11 protein-coding genes are annotated in these 15,729 nt (G+C 68.2%); 7 read left to right on the top strand and 4 right to left on the bottom strand.

Annotated features, from left to right (window positions below):
- The first annotated feature begins 2 nt into the window (after positions 1-2).
- A complete protein-coding gene (locus tag CA234_RS05130; protein WP_093298762.1) occupies positions 3-353 on the top strand; it encodes a helix-turn-helix domain-containing protein in 351 nt (116 codons plus the stop codon).
- Positions 354-386: 33 nt separating this feature from the next.
- Here the strand turns inward: CA234_RS05130 and CA234_RS05125 are convergent, their stop codons facing one another.
- Positions 387-1,394 carry an AAA family ATPase gene (locus CA234_RS05125; protein ID WP_126001059.1) on the bottom strand — a complete coding sequence of 336 codons (1,008 nt, stop codon included), beginning with the start codon at positions 1,392-1,394 and terminating at the stop codon, positions 387-389.
- Positions 1,395-1,477: 83 nt separating this feature from the next.
- Positions 1,478-2,632, bottom strand: coding sequence for an endo-1,4-beta-xylanase (locus CA234_RS05120; RefSeq protein WP_126001058.1), 1,155 nt, complete (start codon positions 2,630-2,632; stop codon positions 1,478-1,480).
- 113 nt (positions 2,633-2,745) lie between these two features.
- Here CA234_RS05120 and CA234_RS05115 point away from each other — a divergent pair, with 113 nt between their 5' ends.
- Both CA234_RS05115 and CA234_RS05110 read left to right on the top strand, forming a co-directional pair.
- Positions 2,746-4,902, top strand: a complete 2,157-nt coding sequence (locus tag CA234_RS05115) for an alpha-glucuronidase family glycosyl hydrolase (RefSeq protein ID WP_126001057.1) — start codon at positions 2,746-2,748, stop codon at positions 4,900-4,902.
- A gap of 16 nt (positions 4,903-4,918) precedes the next feature.
- Positions 4,919-6,742, top strand: a complete 1,824-nt coding sequence (locus CA234_RS05110; protein ID WP_126001056.1) for a glycoside hydrolase family 9 protein — start codon at positions 4,919-4,921, stop codon at positions 6,740-6,742.
- A 39-nt stretch (positions 6,743-6,781) separates the two neighbouring features.
- On the opposite strand, the gene CA234_RS05105 is transcribed toward CA234_RS05110, so the two are convergent.
- Positions 6,782-9,181 carry a glycoside hydrolase family 3 N-terminal domain-containing protein gene (locus tag CA234_RS05105; protein WP_126001055.1) on the bottom strand — a complete coding sequence of 800 codons (2,400 nt, stop codon included), beginning with the start codon at positions 9,179-9,181 and terminating at the stop codon, positions 6,782-6,784.
- 169 nt (positions 9,182-9,350) lie between these two features.
- Here CA234_RS05105 and CA234_RS05100 point away from each other — a divergent pair, with 169 nt between their 5' ends.
- The 4 genes from CA234_RS05100 (at position 9,351) to CA234_RS05085 (ending at position 14,788) form a co-directional block, all read left to right on the top strand.
- Entirely contained in the window at positions 9,351-10,397 is a 1,047-nt protein-coding gene (locus CA234_RS05100) for a LacI family DNA-binding transcriptional regulator (protein WP_125971796.1), read from the top strand.
- 116 nt (positions 10,398-10,513) lie between these two features.
- Positions 10,514-11,920, top strand: a complete 1,407-nt coding sequence (locus CA234_RS05095) for a sugar porter family MFS transporter (protein WP_126001054.1) — start codon at positions 10,514-10,516, stop codon at positions 11,918-11,920.
- Positions 11,921-12,125: 205 nt separating this feature from the next.
- Positions 12,126-13,904 (top strand): IlvD/Edd family dehydratase, encoded by a 1,779-nt coding sequence (locus CA234_RS05090; RefSeq protein ID WP_241213252.1) that lies wholly within the window; start codon positions 12,126-12,128, stop codon positions 13,902-13,904.
- A 251-nt stretch (positions 13,905-14,155) separates the two neighbouring features.
- A complete protein-coding gene (locus CA234_RS05085) occupies positions 14,156-14,788 on the top strand; it encodes a TetR/AcrR family transcriptional regulator (protein WP_126001052.1) in 633 nt (210 codons plus the stop codon).
- A 46-nt stretch (positions 14,789-14,834) separates the two neighbouring features.
- On the opposite strand, the gene CA234_RS05080 is transcribed toward CA234_RS05085, so the two are convergent.
- Positions 14,835-15,728 (bottom strand): SMP-30/gluconolactonase/LRE family protein, encoded by an 894-nt coding sequence (locus CA234_RS05080; protein ID WP_126001051.1) that lies wholly within the window; start codon positions 15,726-15,728, stop codon positions 14,835-14,837.
- Position 15,729 lies beyond the last annotated feature (1 nt).

Here is a 15,729-nt window from a genome sequence, read left to right as displayed (position 1 = left end):
CCATGGTCGCCGTGAAAAACGATATGATCGAGGTAATCGACCACGCGTCGCAGTTTTTGAAGGCGCTGTCCGGCCGCAGCCGCCTGCTGCTTCTCTGCCATCTGGTGGATGGCGAGAAATCGGTAGGGGAGCTGGCAAGGCTGACCGGCGCGCGCGACACGGCGGTCTCCCAGCAACTCGCCCTGCTGCGCCGCGAGGGCATGGTCTCGGCTCGGCGGGCCGGCCAGATGATCTTCTACTCGCTGGCCAGCCCCGAGGCACGCCGCATGCTCGAAGCGCTGAACGACCTGTTCTGCGCCAATGACAGCGTGAGCGGCATCCTGCTCAAGCCCGAGGTCGCCGAAACCGCCTGAGCGGCTCCGGCCGGCGTTGCCGCTCGGGCACGTTCAGCGGCGCGGTCGTTCGATCGCGGCGCGTGCAGCGGGGACGATCCATTCCATCGCGCGGTTCGCCCGCATCCGGTGCCAGCCGAACAAGTCGCCGACGGGCCGCCGTGCTTGTTCCCGCGCCACCTCCGCCGTGGCATCCGACGCGTCGCCAGAGCGCGCGTTGACCCGGGCGATCCGGTCGCGATCGGGCGCCTCCAGCCAGATGCCGGTGAACGGCACGCGCGCCTGCAGCGCCAGCGCCTCGGCAACCTCGCGCTCGCTGCGGTTGAGGAACACCGCGTCGAGGATCACCGTCGATCCGCAGGCGAGGTGGTCATCGGCCGATTCGAACAGCGCCTCATAGGTCTCGGCATCGTTGAGGCGAGTATAGTGCGACGGCGGCAGCCGCGTCTCGGGCGGCAGCCCGGCGAGCCGCTTGCGGAACACGTCGGAACGCAGCACCCGCGCGCCGGGGCGGCGGCCATAGAGCCCGCCGAGCAGCCGCGCCAGGCTCGACTTGCCGGTGCCGGAGAGGCCGCCGATCACGATCAGCTGCGGCGCGGAGGGCTCGAGAAAGCGGTCGGCGGCTTCCGGATCGTCGGTCTGCAGCGACAGCATCAGCGGCAGCAGCGCCCAGCCGGTGGCGCCCTGCGGCGACAGGTCGAGATAGCGATTGGCGAGGATGCTGGCATCGGTCGGGCGCCCCTCGGCGAGCAGCGCCGCCAGCGGCCCGGCGAGATCGAACAGGATGTCGACCGGCGCGCCGTCATCGATCCGGCGTACCCGGCCGGCGCGGGCGCGCCGCTCGATATCGGCGCCGAGCAGGGCGAGCGCGCTGCGCTGGGCGCTGGTGCGGGCACGCTCCATCAGCATCTGGCGGAAGGCAGCGCCGGCGGGGGTGACGGTCGCGCGGCCATGCGTCCGCACGATCCCCTCGGCGAGGCCATGGAGCGCGGCGACGTCGATCGTGCTGGGGAGCGGGAGGTCTCCGCCCGGTCCTTGCCGTTTCGCGGCCGCTGCGGCCATTGCCCTGCTCCCTGATTCCCTCGGCGACTCAGCCACTCGGGACTATCCTATACGCGCAAAATCTGAACGGGAGCGTACCGAGGTTAGCGCCGCGCGGCGGTTTTCATCAATTTCGTCGCAACCACCGTGTGGAGCGGCGTGCGCCGAAAATCGCGGTCATAGGGTGCCACCCGCGGGGCGCTGCCGTCCTTGCGCGGCTTGAAGCCGTTGAGCCAGCTATACTTGTCGCACATCCCCCAGAACAGCATGTCGCGCAGTTGCGGATAGCCGAGCAGGATGTCGAGATAGACCCCGGCATAGTCCGCCACCTGGCGGTCGCGGACGGCGATGTCGGTGGGCAGGTGCTGGTCGGCGACGTCGAATTCGGTGATCAGCAGCGCATAGCCCATGCCGGTGACCGCATCGAGGAAGGCACGCCACGGCTTTTCCTGCCGCGCCGCCAGCACGCCGGCGGGGGCATCGCTGAGCGGCTCGATATGCGACTGGACGCCCAGCGCATCGACCGGCACGCCGCGCTTGCGGAAGCCTTCGAGCAGGCGGAGCACGCCGTCGCGGTGCGCCTCGTTGCCGGGCTCCCAGCTCATATAGTCGTTATAGACCAGCTGGGCGTGCGGGGCGGCGGCGCGGGCGGTGTGGAAGGCGTGGTCGAGCATCGGCACGGTGCCGCCGAAGGCGCGCGACAGGCTGGTCTCGCGCAGCGCGCCGGTCTTCTCGTCGACCGTCTCGTTGACCACGTCATAGCTGCCGATCCGATTCGCATAGCGGTGGCAGACCGTATCGATATGGCTGGTGAGCAGCCGTTCGGCCTCGCGCCGCGGCGTCGCGCCGAAATCATAGGCGTTGAGCCAGCGCGGGAAATACTCGCTCTTGTGCCAGAGTAGCGTGTGGCCGCGCATCGCCATGCGGTGCGCCTCGGCCCAGTCGAGCATCGCATCGAAGTGCGTGAAGTCGAACTTGTCCGGGGCAGGGCGGACGGCCTGCCACTTCAGCTGGTTCTCGGGCACGAGCAGGCCGCAATCGCGCTGGAGCAATGCGGCGTAGCGCGGGTTGGCGAAGGAACCGGCATCGGCGCCCGGCGGGCTCCAGGCGAGGGCGGAGCCGATCCGCATGGCCTTCTGCCCGGCGATGGTGTTCAGCCCCGGCAGCTGCGAGGTCGCGCGGGCGGCCAGCGGCAGCGCGGCGGTGGCGGCGCCGCCGGCGAGCAGCGCGCGGCGGTCGATGGGAAATCCGTTGGTCATGAAACCCTCTCCTGATCGCGCCCTGGGGCGTCGCTTGTTTGGTAGCGATACCATGTTCGGCCTGCTACACGCTTGTCAACAAACGCGAAGGATCGCGGCAGAGAGAGGGCGCAATGCGGGCGGCATATCAGGCGATTTTGTGGATTTTGGCGACGTTTGCCTTTGCGAATCAGGCACATGCCGAAACCGGCTACGACCTGTGGCTGCGCTATCAGCCGCTCGATGCGAGCACCGTGCAGCGGGTGGCGCCCAAGCTTCGCTATGTGGTGGCCGACGGCAGTCGCCCCACGATCCGCGCGGCGCTCGACGAGCTGGACCGCGGCCTTGCCGGGCTGATCGGATCGGCGCCGGCGCATGCCAGCGCGGTGCGGGGCGAGGGCGGGGTGGTGCTCGCCACCGCCGGCTCGCCGCTGCTGGCGGGGATGAAGCTGCCGCTGGCCGCGCTCGGCCGCGAGGGCTTCCTGCTCCGCACGACGACGATCGGCGGCGCCAAGGTGACGCTGATCGCGGCCAACAGCGACACCGGGCTGCTCTATGGCAGCTTCCGCCTGCTCAAGCTGCTCCAGCTCCGCGCACCCATCGACGCGCTCGACGTGCAGGACGCCCCCAAGCTGCAGCTGCGCGTGCTCGATCACTGGGACAATCTCGATCGCTACGTGGAGCGCGGCTATGCTGGCCAGTCGCTGTGGGACTGGCAGAAGCTGCCGGGCTACAAGGACCCGCGCTATACCGACTATGCCCGCGCCAATGCCTCGATCGGCATCAACGCGGTGGTGCCGAACAACGTCAACGCCAATGCCGACATCCTCACCGCGCCCTACCTCCAGAAGGTGAAGGCGCTGGCCGAGGTGTTCCGCCCCTATGGCATCCGCATCTACCTCACCGCGCGCTTCTCCGCCCCGATCGAGATCGGCGGGCTCAAGACCGCCGACCCGCTCGACCCGGCGGTGCGCGCCTGGTGGAAGGCCAAGGCGGACGAGATCTACGCGGTGATCCCCGATTTCGGCGGCTTCCTGGTCAAGGCCAATTCGGAAGGCCAGCCGGGTCCCTCCGACTATAAGCGCAGCCATGCCGACGGCGCCAACATGCTGGCGGATGCGCTCGCTCCCCATGGCGGCGTGGTGATGTGGCGCGCCTTCGTCTATTCCGAGCATAACGACGCCGATCGCCACAAGCAGGCCAATGACGAGTTCGTGCCCCTCGACGGCAAGTTCCGCGACAATGTGCTGCTCCAGGTGAAGAACGGCGCGATCGACTTCCAGCCGCGCGAGCCCTTCCACCCGCTGTTCGGCGCGATGCCCAAGACGCCGCTGATGCTCGAGGTGCAGATCACCAAGGAATATCTCGGCTTCGCCACGCACCTCGCCTATCTGGGAACGATGTGGGAGGAGGTGCTGGAAAGCGACACCTTCCGCCCGCGCGCCGGCAGCACGGTGGCCAAGGTGCTGGAGACGCCGGTCGCGCCCAAGGCCCTTACCGGCATGGCGGGCGTCGCCAATATCGGCACCGACGTGAACTGGAGCGGATCGCAGTTCGACCAGGCCAACTGGTACGCCTATGGCCGGCTCGCCTGGGATCCCGACGCCAAGGCCGAGGATATTGCCCGCGACTGGGCGCGGCTGACCTGGAGCCCCGATCCGGCGGTGGTCACCCCGATCGTCGCGATGATGCTGGAATCGCGCGAGGCGGTGGTGAACTACATGACGCCGCTCGGCCTCGGCCATGTGATGGCGACCGGCCACCATTATGGCCCGGGGCCCTGGGTGTCGGACCTCGCCCGGCCCGAATGGAACCCGACCTATTATCACCGTGCCGATGCGGACGGGATCGGCTTCGACCGCACGCCGACCGGGACCAACGCGCTCGGCCAGTACGCGCCGCAGGTGGCGAAGCGCTGGGGCGACCTGAAGACGGTGCCGGACAGCCTGCTGCTCTGGTTCCACCATGTCCCCTGGGACTATCGCCTGCGCTCGGGCGAAACGCTGTGGGACAGCCTGATCGCGCACTACGACACCGGCATCGCCACGGTGGAGGACATGCAGCACCGCTGGGCCGGGCTGGAAGGCAAGGTCGACGCCCGCCGCTGGGAGGAGGTGCGCGACTTCCTCGCCATCCAGCGGCAGGAGGCGCAGTGGTGGCGGGATGCCTCGATCGCCTATTGGCAGTCGCTGTCGAAGCGCCCGCTGCCGGCCGGTCATCTGGCTCCGCCGCGCCCGCTCAGCTATTACGAGGCGATCCGGACGCCCCACGCGCCCGGCAACGGCAAATGAGAAACAGGGGAGCAGGATGCGCAAGCGGAACGGGTGGCTGCTCGCCACCTTGATGGCGACGAGTGCGGCTGCGGCGCAGCAGCGGCCTGCGATCGACCTCAACCAGCTGGGGTTCGAGCCGGCCGACGTGAAGCTGGCCGTGGTGCGGGGCGCAGGTACGAAGGCGCTGCCTTGGCTGCTGCTGGATGCGGATGGCAAGGCGGTGGGCAAGGGCGAGACCCTGGTTTACGGCCCCGACGCAAGCTCGGGTGCGGTGGTGCAGCGGATCGACTTTTCGGGTTTCCGCCGTGCGGGCAAGGGCTATCGCCTGTCGGTCGCCGGGGTGACCAGCGATCCCTTCGCGATTGCGCCGAGCCTCTACCGGCCGCTGGTGCGCGACGCGGCGAACTTCTTCTACCAGCAACGCGCCGGCACCCCGATCGACGCGAAATTCGCCGGTTCCGCCTGGGCACGCCCTGCGGGTCACGCGCACGAAGTGGCGGGCTGCTTTTCCGGCGTCGACGAGCGCGGCACTGTATGGCCGGGGTGCGCCTACAAGCTCGACGTGACCGGCGGCTGGTACGATGCCGGCGACCACGGCAAGTACGTCGTCAATGGCGGCATCGCGCTGTGGACACTGCTCAACGCCTATGCGCGCCGCCCCAAGGCCTTCCCGGACGGATCGCTGCGCATCCCGGAAAGCGGCAACGGCGTGAGCGACCTGCTCGACGAAGCGCGCTGGGAGATGGAATTCCTGTTGCGGATGCAGATCCCGGATGGGGTACGCACGCAGGTGCCTTCGGGCCCGCTCGGCGCGCCCAAGCCCGGCCGCCCGGCCTGGGAAGCGAGCTTCCCGCCCTTCGCCGAAATCGATGCCGGCGGCATGGCGCACCAGAAGGTCGCCGACCGCAACTGGACCGCGCTGCCCATGCCCCCGCAGAACGACCGCGAGGAACGGCTGCTCTATCCGCCGACGACGGGGGCGACGCTCAATCTCGCGGCGACGGCGGCGCAGTGCGCGCGGCTGTGGCGCGAGGTGGACGATGCCTTCGCCGCCCGCTGCCTCACCGCCGCGCGGCGGGCCTGGGCGGCGGCGCAGCGCAACCCCCAGGTCTATGCTACCAGCAGCTTCACCGGCAGCGGCGGCTATGGCGACAACAGCCTGAGCGACGAATTCTACTGGGCTGCTGCCGAGCTCTACGCGACGACCGGCGAGGCGGCATTCCGCAAGGCGGTGACCGGCTCGCCGCACTTCGGCGAAGCGGTCCGCGCGCCTGGCTGGAGCTTCACCGCGCCGCTTGGCACGATCACCCTCGCGACGGTGAAGACGGGCCTCAGCGATGCCGAGGTGCAGAAGCTGCGCGCCACGCTGATCGCGGCGGCGGACGGCATGCTCGAGCAGCGCCGCCAGAACGGCTATGCGATCCCCTACAAGGCGCAGGGCTATCCCTGGGGATCGAACGGTGACCTGATGAACCAGGCAATGCTGCTCGGTGTGGCGAGCGACCTGACCGGCGACTCGAAGTACCGCGGGGGCATCGTCTCCGCGCTGGACTATCTGCTCGGCCGCAACCCGATGGGGACCTCCTATGTCAGCGGCCATGGAGTGCGGTCGCTCGACAACCCGCACCACCGTTTCTGGGCGCATGTGCTGGATGCCAAGCTGCCGGGGCCGCCGCCGGGCGTCCTTTCGGGCGGACCGAACGACACGGCACTGGCCGACCCGGTGGCGATGCAGCTCAAGGGCAAGTGCGTCGCCCAGACCTGCTGGGCCGACGATATCCATGCCTATGCGCTGAACGAAGTCGCCATCAACTGGAACGCGCCGTTCTTCTGGGTGGCGGCGTGGATGGAGGATTGAGCCAGAGGGGAGGGAGCCTTGCTCCCTCCCCGAGCCGCGTTAGCGCACGGTCAGCGTAGCGCTCTTCAGCGTCGCCGAGTTCGGGCCGGACGAAATCGTGAAGGTCCCCGGCTCCACGACATGCTTCATCTGGCTGTTCCACAGCGCCAGATCGTCCGGGGTGAGCTCGAAGCGCACCGTTTTCTTTTCGCCCGGCTTGAGCGTCACGCGCTCGAAGCGCTTGAGTTCGATCACCGGTCGCGTCACCGAGGCCTCGTCGTCATGGACGTAGAGCTGGACCACCTCGTCCCCGGCGACCTTGCCGGTGTTGGTCACGTCCACCTCGATGCTCGCCTTGTCGGCGATGCCGATCGTCGGCGTGCCCAGACGTGGGGCCGCGATGTCGAAGCTGGTGTAGCTCAGACCATAGCCGAACGGGTAGAGCGGGCTGGTGTCGCCGAACAGATAGCCGCGCCGCGCGCTCGGCTTCTTGTTGTAGTAGATCGGCAGCTGGCCGACATTGCGCGCCACCGAGACCGGCAGCTTGCCGCCCGGATTGTAGCGGCCGAACACCACGTCGGCGAGCGCGGTGCCGGTCTGCTCGCCGAGATACCAGCCCTCGATCAGCGCCGGTGCCTTCTCCGCCAGATAGTTCACCGCATAGGGGCGGCCGTTGAGCAGGATCACCACGACCGGCTTGCCGAGCGCGATCAGCTCCTTGGCGAGTTGGTCCTGCGGCCCGGGCAGGTCGAGCGTCTCGCTGTCGCCGAGATGGTTGTCGGCCCAGGCCTCGCGGCTCACCGCCTCGTTGCCGCCGAGCACCAGCACCACGACATCGGCGTTCTTCGCCGTCTCCAGCGCCTGGGCGCGGAGCTGGTCGTTCACCGATGCGGGGACTTGCTTCACTTCGTCCTTCGACCATTCGCGATGGTCGGTGATGCGCACGCCCTCGGCATAGTCGACCGCGAACTTGCCCTTGCCCTCGGCCTGCATGCCTTCGAGCACGCTGACGACATGGTTGGGCAGGTCCGAATAGCCGCCGATCGGGGTGTCCTTGGCGTGGGTGCCGATCACCGCCATGCGCTTGATGCCCTTGGCGTCGAGCGGCAGCAGGCCCTGGGCATTCTTCAGCAGCACGATCGATTCGCGTGCGGCTTGGCGGGACAGGGCGATGGCTTCGGGCGTGTTGGTGCGCGCCGCCGCCAGCTTCACCTCGGGATAGGGGTTCTCGAACAGCCCGCCCTCGAACTTCATCCGCAGCACGCGGCGCACGGCATTGTCGATCTCGCCCTGGCTGACCCGGCCTTCCTTGACGAGCTGGACGAGGTGCGTGAACGCCTCGCCGTCCGGCGTTTCCACGTCGACGCCCGCGTCGAGCGCGCGCTGGGCCGCGTCCTTGGGGTCCTTGAACATGTGGTGACGGGTGATCAGCTCGCGGATCGCGAAATAGTCGCTGACCACCGCGCCCTGGAAGCCCCATTCGCCGCGCAGCACGTCGGTGAGCAGCCATTTGTTGGCATGGCTGGGGATGCCGTCGATCTCGTTATAGCTGGCCATCACCGACATCACCGGCAGCGTCTTCACCGCCTGTTCGAAGGGCGGGAAGAAATCCTCGCGCAGCGTCCGCTCGCCGAGCGAGGCGGGGCCGACATTGGTGCCGTTCTCGGGCTGGCCATGGCCGGTCATGTGCTTGAGGGTGATGAACACCTTGTCGGACTTGAGCGGCAGGGTGGTGCCCTGGAAGCCGCGGATCGCCGCCAGCCCCATCTGGGTGACGAGATACGGGTCCTCGCCATAGGTCTCCTCGATGCGGCCCCAGCGCGGATCGCGCGCCACGTCGACCACGGGGGCGAGGACGAGGTTGGCGCCGCGGGCGCGCGCTTCCCTTGCGGCCATCGAGAAGATGTTCTCGACCAGCTTCGGGTTGAAGCTGCTGGCGAGGCCGATCGACTGGGGGAAGCTGGTCGCGCCGGGCGCGACCAGGCCGTGGAGCGCTTCCTCGTGCATCAGCATCGGGATGCCGAGCCGGGTCTTCTCCATCGCCCATTTCTGCGCGGCATAGACATAGCGCGCGGTTTCTTCCGGGCTGCGATTGACCGCACCGGCTACCGCGCCGGCCGCGTCCCCCTGCCCTGCGACGACGCCGCGGCGGTCATATGGGCGCGAAATCATGCCCAGGCCGTTGGGGAAGTTGGCGCTCGCCTTGAGGGGGTCGAACTCGCCCCTGGCGTCCTGGACCAGCCCCTTGTTGAGCCACAGCGCCTGGAGCTGCTGGACCTTCTCCTCCAGCGTCATGCGGGCGAGGAGGTCGTCGACGCGCGCCTCGACCGGCTGGCTCGCATCCTTGTACAGCGGCTTGCCGGCGACATTGGTCTGCGCGGCGGCGGGCTGCGCGGCGACGAAGGGGGTCAGAGCGCTCGCAGCGATGGCAAGCGCGGCGACGCGACGGAATGAGCGCATGTTCCTCTCCCTGAAGGCCGGCGACATTGGTGCAGTCGCCTCTTGCCATGTTGGTAGCGCTATCAGCTATAAGGGGGCGTAACGACGCCGGTCAACCGGTGCGGGGTAAGGGCACGCGAACGATTGCAATCGTGATAGCGCGCACTTAAGCGTTCGTGCAGGAGGGGGGATGACCAAACCAAGCCGGCGCAGCCGGGGCAGCATCACCGTACAGGACGTGGCCCGCGAGGCAGGCGTATCCGCCATGACCGTGTCGCGCGTCGTCAACGGCGGCACCAATGTGCGCGAAGCGACTCGCGAAGCCGTGCTCGCGGCGATCGCCAAGCTCAACTACTCGCCGAACAGCGCCGCACGCAGCCTGGCCGCAGGGGAGGCGACCCAGATCGGGTTGCTCTACTCGAACCCGTCGGCCGCCTATCTGTCGCAATTCCTGATCGGCGCGCTGGCCGCGGCGCGGCGGGCAGGGTGCCATCTGGTGCTCGAGGCCTGCGAAGGCGAGCGCGCCGAGGAGCAGGCCGAGGCGACCCGCGGCTTCGTGCAGACGCATGTGCAGGGCGTGATCCTGCCGCCGCCGCTCTCCGAAGTGACGGCGGTGCGCGACGAGCTGGAAGCGGCGGGCATCCCCTGGGTATCGGTGGCGATGGGCTTGCCGCCCGAGGGCAGCCTCAACGTCCGCATCGACGATTTCGCCGCCGCCTGCGCGATGACCAAGCACCTGCTCGACATGGGCCACCGCCATATCGGCTTCATCCGCGGCAATCCCAATCAGACTTCCAGCGCCGAGCGCTATCGGGGCTTCTGCGCGGCCATCGAGGAAGCAGGGCTCGACCTGGCCGCGATGCCGGTGGAGCAGGGCTATTTCACCTTCCGCTCCGGCATCGTCGCCAGCGAGGCACTGCTCGACCTGCCCGACCCGCCGACCGCGATCTTCGCCAGCAACGACGACATGGCCGCGGCCGCCGTGGGCGTCGCGCATCGCCGCGGGTTGCACGTGCCGCAGGATTTGAGCGTCGTCGGGTTCGACGATACCGCGCTCGCCACCACCATGTGGCCCGAGCTTACCACCGTCCGCCAGCCGATCGCCGCAATGGCCGAGGCGGCGCTGACCATGCTCCTCGACGAGCTGCGGCCGCGCGGGCAGATCACCGAGCCCGAACAAGTGCTTGCACATCAGCTCATCGTGCGCGAATCCTGCGCGCCGCCGCCCAAGCGATAGGACAACGCTGGCAGAATCTTGCGCGAACGCAGCTGCCGGCTTGCTTTTCCTGGTTGCACGGGCCAGCGTTACCGCTAACAAATCGGCCCAACTTCCCGGGCTAGGAGAGGGATCGGATGAATCAGACGGCGGAGCGGGCCAATATCGGCCTGATCGGCGCCATCGTGGCCGTAGCCACGATCGGCGGATTGCTTTTCGGATATGACAGCGGCGCGGTGAACGGCACCCAGCCGGGCCTGCAGGCCGCGTTCGCGCTCGATGAAGCCGGGCTCGGCTTCACCGTCGGCTCGCTGCTGATCGGCTGCGTCGCGGGCGCCTTCTTCGCCGGCACGCTGGCGGACCAGATGGGCCGCCGCAACGTGATGCGGCTCGCCGCGCTCCTCTTCCTCGGCGGCGCGCTCGTCCAGGGCTTTGCGCACGACCATACGATCTTCGTCATCGCCCGGATCGCCGGCGGTATCGCGGTCGGCGCCGCATCGGTGCTGTCGCCCGCCTATATCTCCGAAGTCGCCCCTGCGAACATTCGCGGCCGGATGACGACGGTGCAGCAGATCATGATCATCTCCGGACTCACCGCCGCGTTCGTGGTCAACTATTATCTGGCCGGCGCGGCCGGTGCCTCGACCAACAAGTTCTGGGCCGGCCTCGAAGCCTGGCGCTGGATGTACCTGATGCAGGCGCTGCCGGCGGCCGTGTTCCTGGTCGCGCTGTTCTTCATTCCCGAAAGCCCGCGCTTCTTGGTCGCCAAGGGGCGCACCGAGGAAGCCACCAAGGTGCTGACCGACCTGTTCGGCCCGGCCACCGCGCGCACCAAGCTGGAGGAGATTCGCGCCAGCTTCACCGCCGATCACCGTCCGAGCTTCCGCGACCTGATCGACCCGCGCACCGGCAAGATCCGCACCATCCTGTGGGCGGGCCTGGTGATCGCGGTGTTCCAGCAGCTCGTCGGCATCAACGTGATCTTCTATTACGGCTCGACGCTGTGGCAGCTGGCCGGCTTCACCGAAGCGGATTCGCTGCTGATCAACATCGTCTCGGGCGCGGTCTCGATCGCCGCCTGCCTCGTCACCATCGGCCTGGTCGACAAGATCGGCCGCAAGCCGCTGCTGCTGATCGGCTCGGCGGGCATGGCGGTGACGCTGTTCGTGCTGGTCTATGCCTTCGGCCACGGCTCGCTCGACGCGACCGGCAAGCTGGTGCTCTCGCCCGAGCTCGGCAAGATCGCCGTGATCGCCGCCAACCTCTACGTGATCTTCTTCAACGTCAGCTGGGGCCCGGTGATGTGGGTGATGCTCGGCGAGATGTTCCCGAACCAGATCCGCGGCTCGGCGCTTGCCGTGTGCGGCTTCGCGCAGTGGTTCGCCAACTATCTGATCGCGCAGAGCTTCCCGGTGATGGCGTCCAAGCTCGGCCTGGCCGCCAGCTACACCTTCTACGCCGTCTGCGCGGCGGTCAGCTTCTTCCTCGTCCTGAAGTTCATCAAGGAAACCAAGGGCAAGGAACTCGAGGCGATGGAGGGGTAAGACGAAGGCGCGTCGATTGGGACCCGGCCTTCGTTACGCCGTCATCCCGGCGAAAGCCGGGATCCATTCGCCTCTCGGTCGAAGCAAGAGCGGCGACGGAGACCACAATGGACCCCGGCTTTCGCCGGGGTGACGTCTTCGGGGAAGCGAGGGGCCCTGACCGGCGCGACCAGCGAGTACCCTTCGAGTTTTGGTTTGGGAGAATATCGTGACCCGCACGCCTGCCCGTCCGTTCCGATCGCGCGAATGGTTCGCCGCCCCCGGCCGCGCCGACATGGCCGCGCTCTATCTCGAGCGCTTCATGAACTACGGCATCACGCCGGCGGAGCTGACCTCGGGCAAGCCGATCATCGGCATCGCCCAGTCCGGCAGCGACATCGCGCCGTGCAACCGCATTCACCTGGAGACGGTGAAGCGCGCCCGCGAAGGCATCCTCGCGGCGGGCGGCATCCCGATGGAATTCCCGCTCCACCCGATCTTCGAGAATTGTAGGCGTCCGACCGCCGCGCTCGATCGCAACCTCGCCTATCTGGGCCTGGTCGAGATCCTCAACGGCTATCCGATCGACGCGGTGATCCTCACCACGGGCTGCGACAAGACCACGCCCTCGTCGCTGATGGCCGCCTCCACCGTCGACATCCCGGCGATCGTCCTCTCGGGCGGGCCCATGCTCGACGGCTGGCACGAAGGCGAACTGGTCGGCTCGGGCACGGTGATCTGGCGCTCGCGCCGGAAGATGGCGGCGGGCGAGATCGACGAGGCCGAGTTCCTCCGCCGCGCGATGGAGAGCGCGCCGTCCTCGGGCCATTGCAACACCATGGGCACCGCCTCGACGATGAACAGCATGGCCGAGGGGCTGGGCATGTCGCTCCCCGGCTGCGCGATGATCCCGGCGCCCTATCGCGAGCGCGGGCAGATCGCGTACGAGACCGGCAAGCGCATCGTCGAGATGGCCTATGAGGATCTGCGTCCGTCGAAGATCCTGACCAAGCAGAGCTTCCTCAACGCGATCAAGCTGCTCACCGCGATCGGCGGTTCGACCAACGCCCAGCCGCACCTCAACGCGATGGCGGCGCATGCCGGCATCACCATCACGCCCGAGGACTGGCAGACCGGCTATGACCTGCCGCTGATCGTCAACATGCAGCCGGCGGGGCAATATCTGTCCGAGCGCTTCCACCGCGCCGGCGGCATCCCGGCGGTGCTCAAGCTGCTGGTCGATGCCGGCATCCTCGACGGCAGCGTCGCGACCTGCACCGGCCGCACCATGGCGGAGAATGTCGCCGACGCACGCGTGCTCGACGCGGACGTGATCTTCCCCATCGACAAGCCGTTGATGGAGAAGGCCGGGTTCCTGGTGCTCACCGGCAACCTGTTCGACATGGCGATCATGAAGACCAGCGTGATCTCCGAGCAGTTCCGCGCGCGCTACCTCTCCACCCCGGGGCAGGAGGGCGTGTTCGAGGTCCGTGCGGTCGTGTTCGACGGATCGGACGATTATCACCACCGGATCAACGATCCGGCGCTCGCCATCGACGACAATTGCATCCTGGTGATCCGCGGCGCGGGCGTGCTGGGCTGGCCGGGCTCGGCCGAGGTGGTCAACATGCAGCCGCCCGACGCGCTGCTCCAGAAGGGCATCCAGAGCCTGCCGACGCTGGGCGACGGTCGCCAGTCGGGTACGTCGGACAGCCCCTCGATCCTCAACGCCTCGCCGGAGAGCGCGGCGGGGGGCGGCCTTTCCTGGCTGCGCACCGGCGACGTGATCCGGATCGACCTCAACCAGGGCCGTGTCGACGCGCTGGTCGAGGCCGACGAGATCGCCCGCCGCAAGGGCGAGCCGGCGCCGCCGATCCCGCCGAGCAACACGCCGTGGGAAGAACTGTACCGCGAGAAGTCGGGCCAGCTGCACGAAGGCGGCGTGCTGGAGTTCGCGACCAAGTATCGCGGCACCGGGCTGAAGGTGCCGCGGCATAATCATTGATCGGGAAGGGGTGGGGGTCACCCTTTCCTCCAGTCCTCCGTCATTCCCGCTCAGGCGGGAATCCATTTGCCAGGACGCCGGGGGAAAGAGCCTCGGCATCAGCGCCAATGGATCCCCGCCTGTGCGGGGATGACGATGGTGGTGTGGCGAGCGGCGTCCGCTTGTCTGCGACCCAACCGCACCTCCGGCCCATTCCGGAGATGGAAAGTGTCACTCGCCAGTGATAGTTAACCATCGCCAACAACAGGGGGATGGACGGGGTGGACGAGACGGCACCGGCGAAGCGGCCGCGCAATGCGGCGAATACGCGGGGCGTGATTCTGGCGGCAGCCAAGGCGCTGCTCGCCGAACAGGGCTTTGCCCGCTGGGGCGTGAACGCGATCGCGCGTGCCTCGGGCTATGACAAGCAGCTGATCTACCGGTATTTCGGCGGCATGGATGGGCTCGCCGAGGCGATCGCTACCGATGTTTCCGCTTGGATGGAAACCGCGCTGGTGCGCCCCGAGAACGTGCCTCCGCCGGCCAGCTATGCCGAGATGATGGCGCGCGTCGCGGTGGCGCTGCTCGATGCGCTGCGCAGCGATCCGCTGGCGCAGAAGATTCTCGCCTGGGAGCTCTCCGCCCCCTCCAAGCTCGCCACCGCCTTCACCGAGGCACGCGGCAAGGCGCTGAGCGCCTGGATCGCCCGCGAGCGCGGCACGCTGCAGCGCCCGACCGGGATCGACGCGCCGGTGCTCAATGCGCTGCTGATCGCCGCGATCCAGCAGCTGGTGCTGTCGGGGGCGCAGAGCGGGCGGTTCCTCGGGCTGGACCTGAGCGAGGAAGCCGGCTGGGAGCGGGTTCGCGGCGGCATCGCCGAGCTGACCAAGGCGATGTTTCAGTAAGCGCAAGCGTTTCCTCCCCGAGCTTCGCCCGGGGAGGAATTTGGCTTTACGCCCCCACGCGGATCATCGTGCCCTTCTGCCCGGCCACCGTCACCCGGAAGCGGAACAGGTCGCCCGAGCCCGGCCGTGCGGCCTTGTCCTCGGCCGAGAGGTGCTTGTTCGCCGTGGTGGCATAGACCGTCTTCAGGTCCGGCCCGCCGAACGCGATCTTGGTGATCGCATCGACCGGGAAGGGCACCGTCTCGACCAGCTCGCCCGCCGGCGAATAGCGGCGCACCGCAGAGCCGGCGTACAGGCTCACCCACACAAAGCCTTCGCTGTCGACGCACGGGCCGTCGGGGAAGCCCTCGCCCTCGGCGATGCGGACGAACTCGCGGCGGTTCACCAGCGCGCCCTCCGCGTCGATGTCGCAGGCATAGATCACCTGGCCAAGCGTATCGACATGGTAGAGAATCTGGCCGTCGGGCGAGACCGCCGGGCCGTTGGTGATCGAGACCTTGGGGGCGGAAGCCACGCAGGTCCCGTCGGCGGCGAGGCGATAGATGGTGCCGCTGGCCTCGCTCTCGCCGTCATCCATCGTGCCGAACCAGAGGCGACCTTCGGAATCGACGGTGCCGTCGTTGAGCCGGTTGCCGGGCAGGCCGGGCTCGGGGTCGACCAGCGGGGTGAAGCTGCCGTCGGCGGGGTCGAACTTGGCGAGCCCGGTCTGCAGCCCCGCGACGAAGCCGCCGCTGGCGCAGGGCAGCGCGAAGCCCACCTGTGCCGGCGCATCCCAGCTCTGCTTGGCGCCGGTGGCGGGATCATAGCGGTGGATCTTGTGGCTCTTGATGTCGACGAACCACAGCGCGGCGTCGCGCTCCACCCAGACGGGGCCTTCGAGAAGCGGGGCAGCGAGCCCCCACACGCTCTCCGGCGCCGATACCACCACTGTGTCGGTCATC

It is taken from the genome of Sphingomonas sp. ABOLE, assembly GCF_003950455.1.
GTDB classification, from domain to species: domain Bacteria; phylum Pseudomonadota; class Alphaproteobacteria; order Sphingomonadales; family Sphingomonadaceae; genus Sphingomonas; species Sphingomonas trueperi.
This window is presented reverse-complemented; position numbering and strand designations above follow the sequence as displayed.

What these genes read in the sequence shown, in the direction of transcription:
- CA234_RS05110 (WP_126001056.1), top strand. Translation starts at nt 4,919, where the DNA reads ATGCGCAAGCGGAACGGGTGGCTGCTCGCCACCTTGATGGCGACGAGT.
- CA234_RS05095 (WP_126001054.1), top strand. Translation starts at nt 10,514, where the DNA reads ATGAATCAGACGGCGGAGCGGGCCAATATCGGCCTGATCGGCGCCATC.
- CA234_RS05115 (WP_126001057.1), top strand. Translation starts at nt 2,746, where the DNA reads ATGCGGGCGGCATATCAGGCGATTTTGTGGATTTTGGCGACGTTTGCC.
- CA234_RS05080 (WP_126001051.1), bottom strand. Translation starts at nt 15,728, where the DNA reads ATGACCGACACAGTGGTGGTATCGGCGCCGGAGAGCGTGTGGGGGCTC.
- CA234_RS05130 (WP_093298762.1), top strand. Translation starts at nt 3, where the DNA reads ATGGTCGCCGTGAAAAACGATATGATCGAGGTAATCGACCACGCGTCG.
- CA234_RS05085 (WP_126001052.1), top strand. Translation starts at nt 14,156, where the DNA reads ATGGACGGGGTGGACGAGACGGCACCGGCGAAGCGGCCGCGCAATGCG.
- CA234_RS05120 (WP_126001058.1), bottom strand. Translation starts at nt 2,632, where the DNA reads ATGACCAACGGATTTCCCATCGACCGCCGCGCGCTGCTCGCCGGCGGC.
- CA234_RS05100 (WP_125971796.1), top strand. Translation starts at nt 9,351, where the DNA reads ATGACCAAACCAAGCCGGCGCAGCCGGGGCAGCATCACCGTACAGGAC.
- CA234_RS05125 (WP_126001059.1), bottom strand. Translation starts at nt 1,394, where the DNA reads ATGGCCGCAGCGGCCGCGAAACGGCAAGGACCGGGCGGAGACCTCCCG.
- CA234_RS05105 (WP_126001055.1), bottom strand. Translation starts at nt 9,181, where the DNA reads ATGCGCTCATTCCGTCGCGTCGCCGCGCTTGCCATCGCTGCGAGCGCT.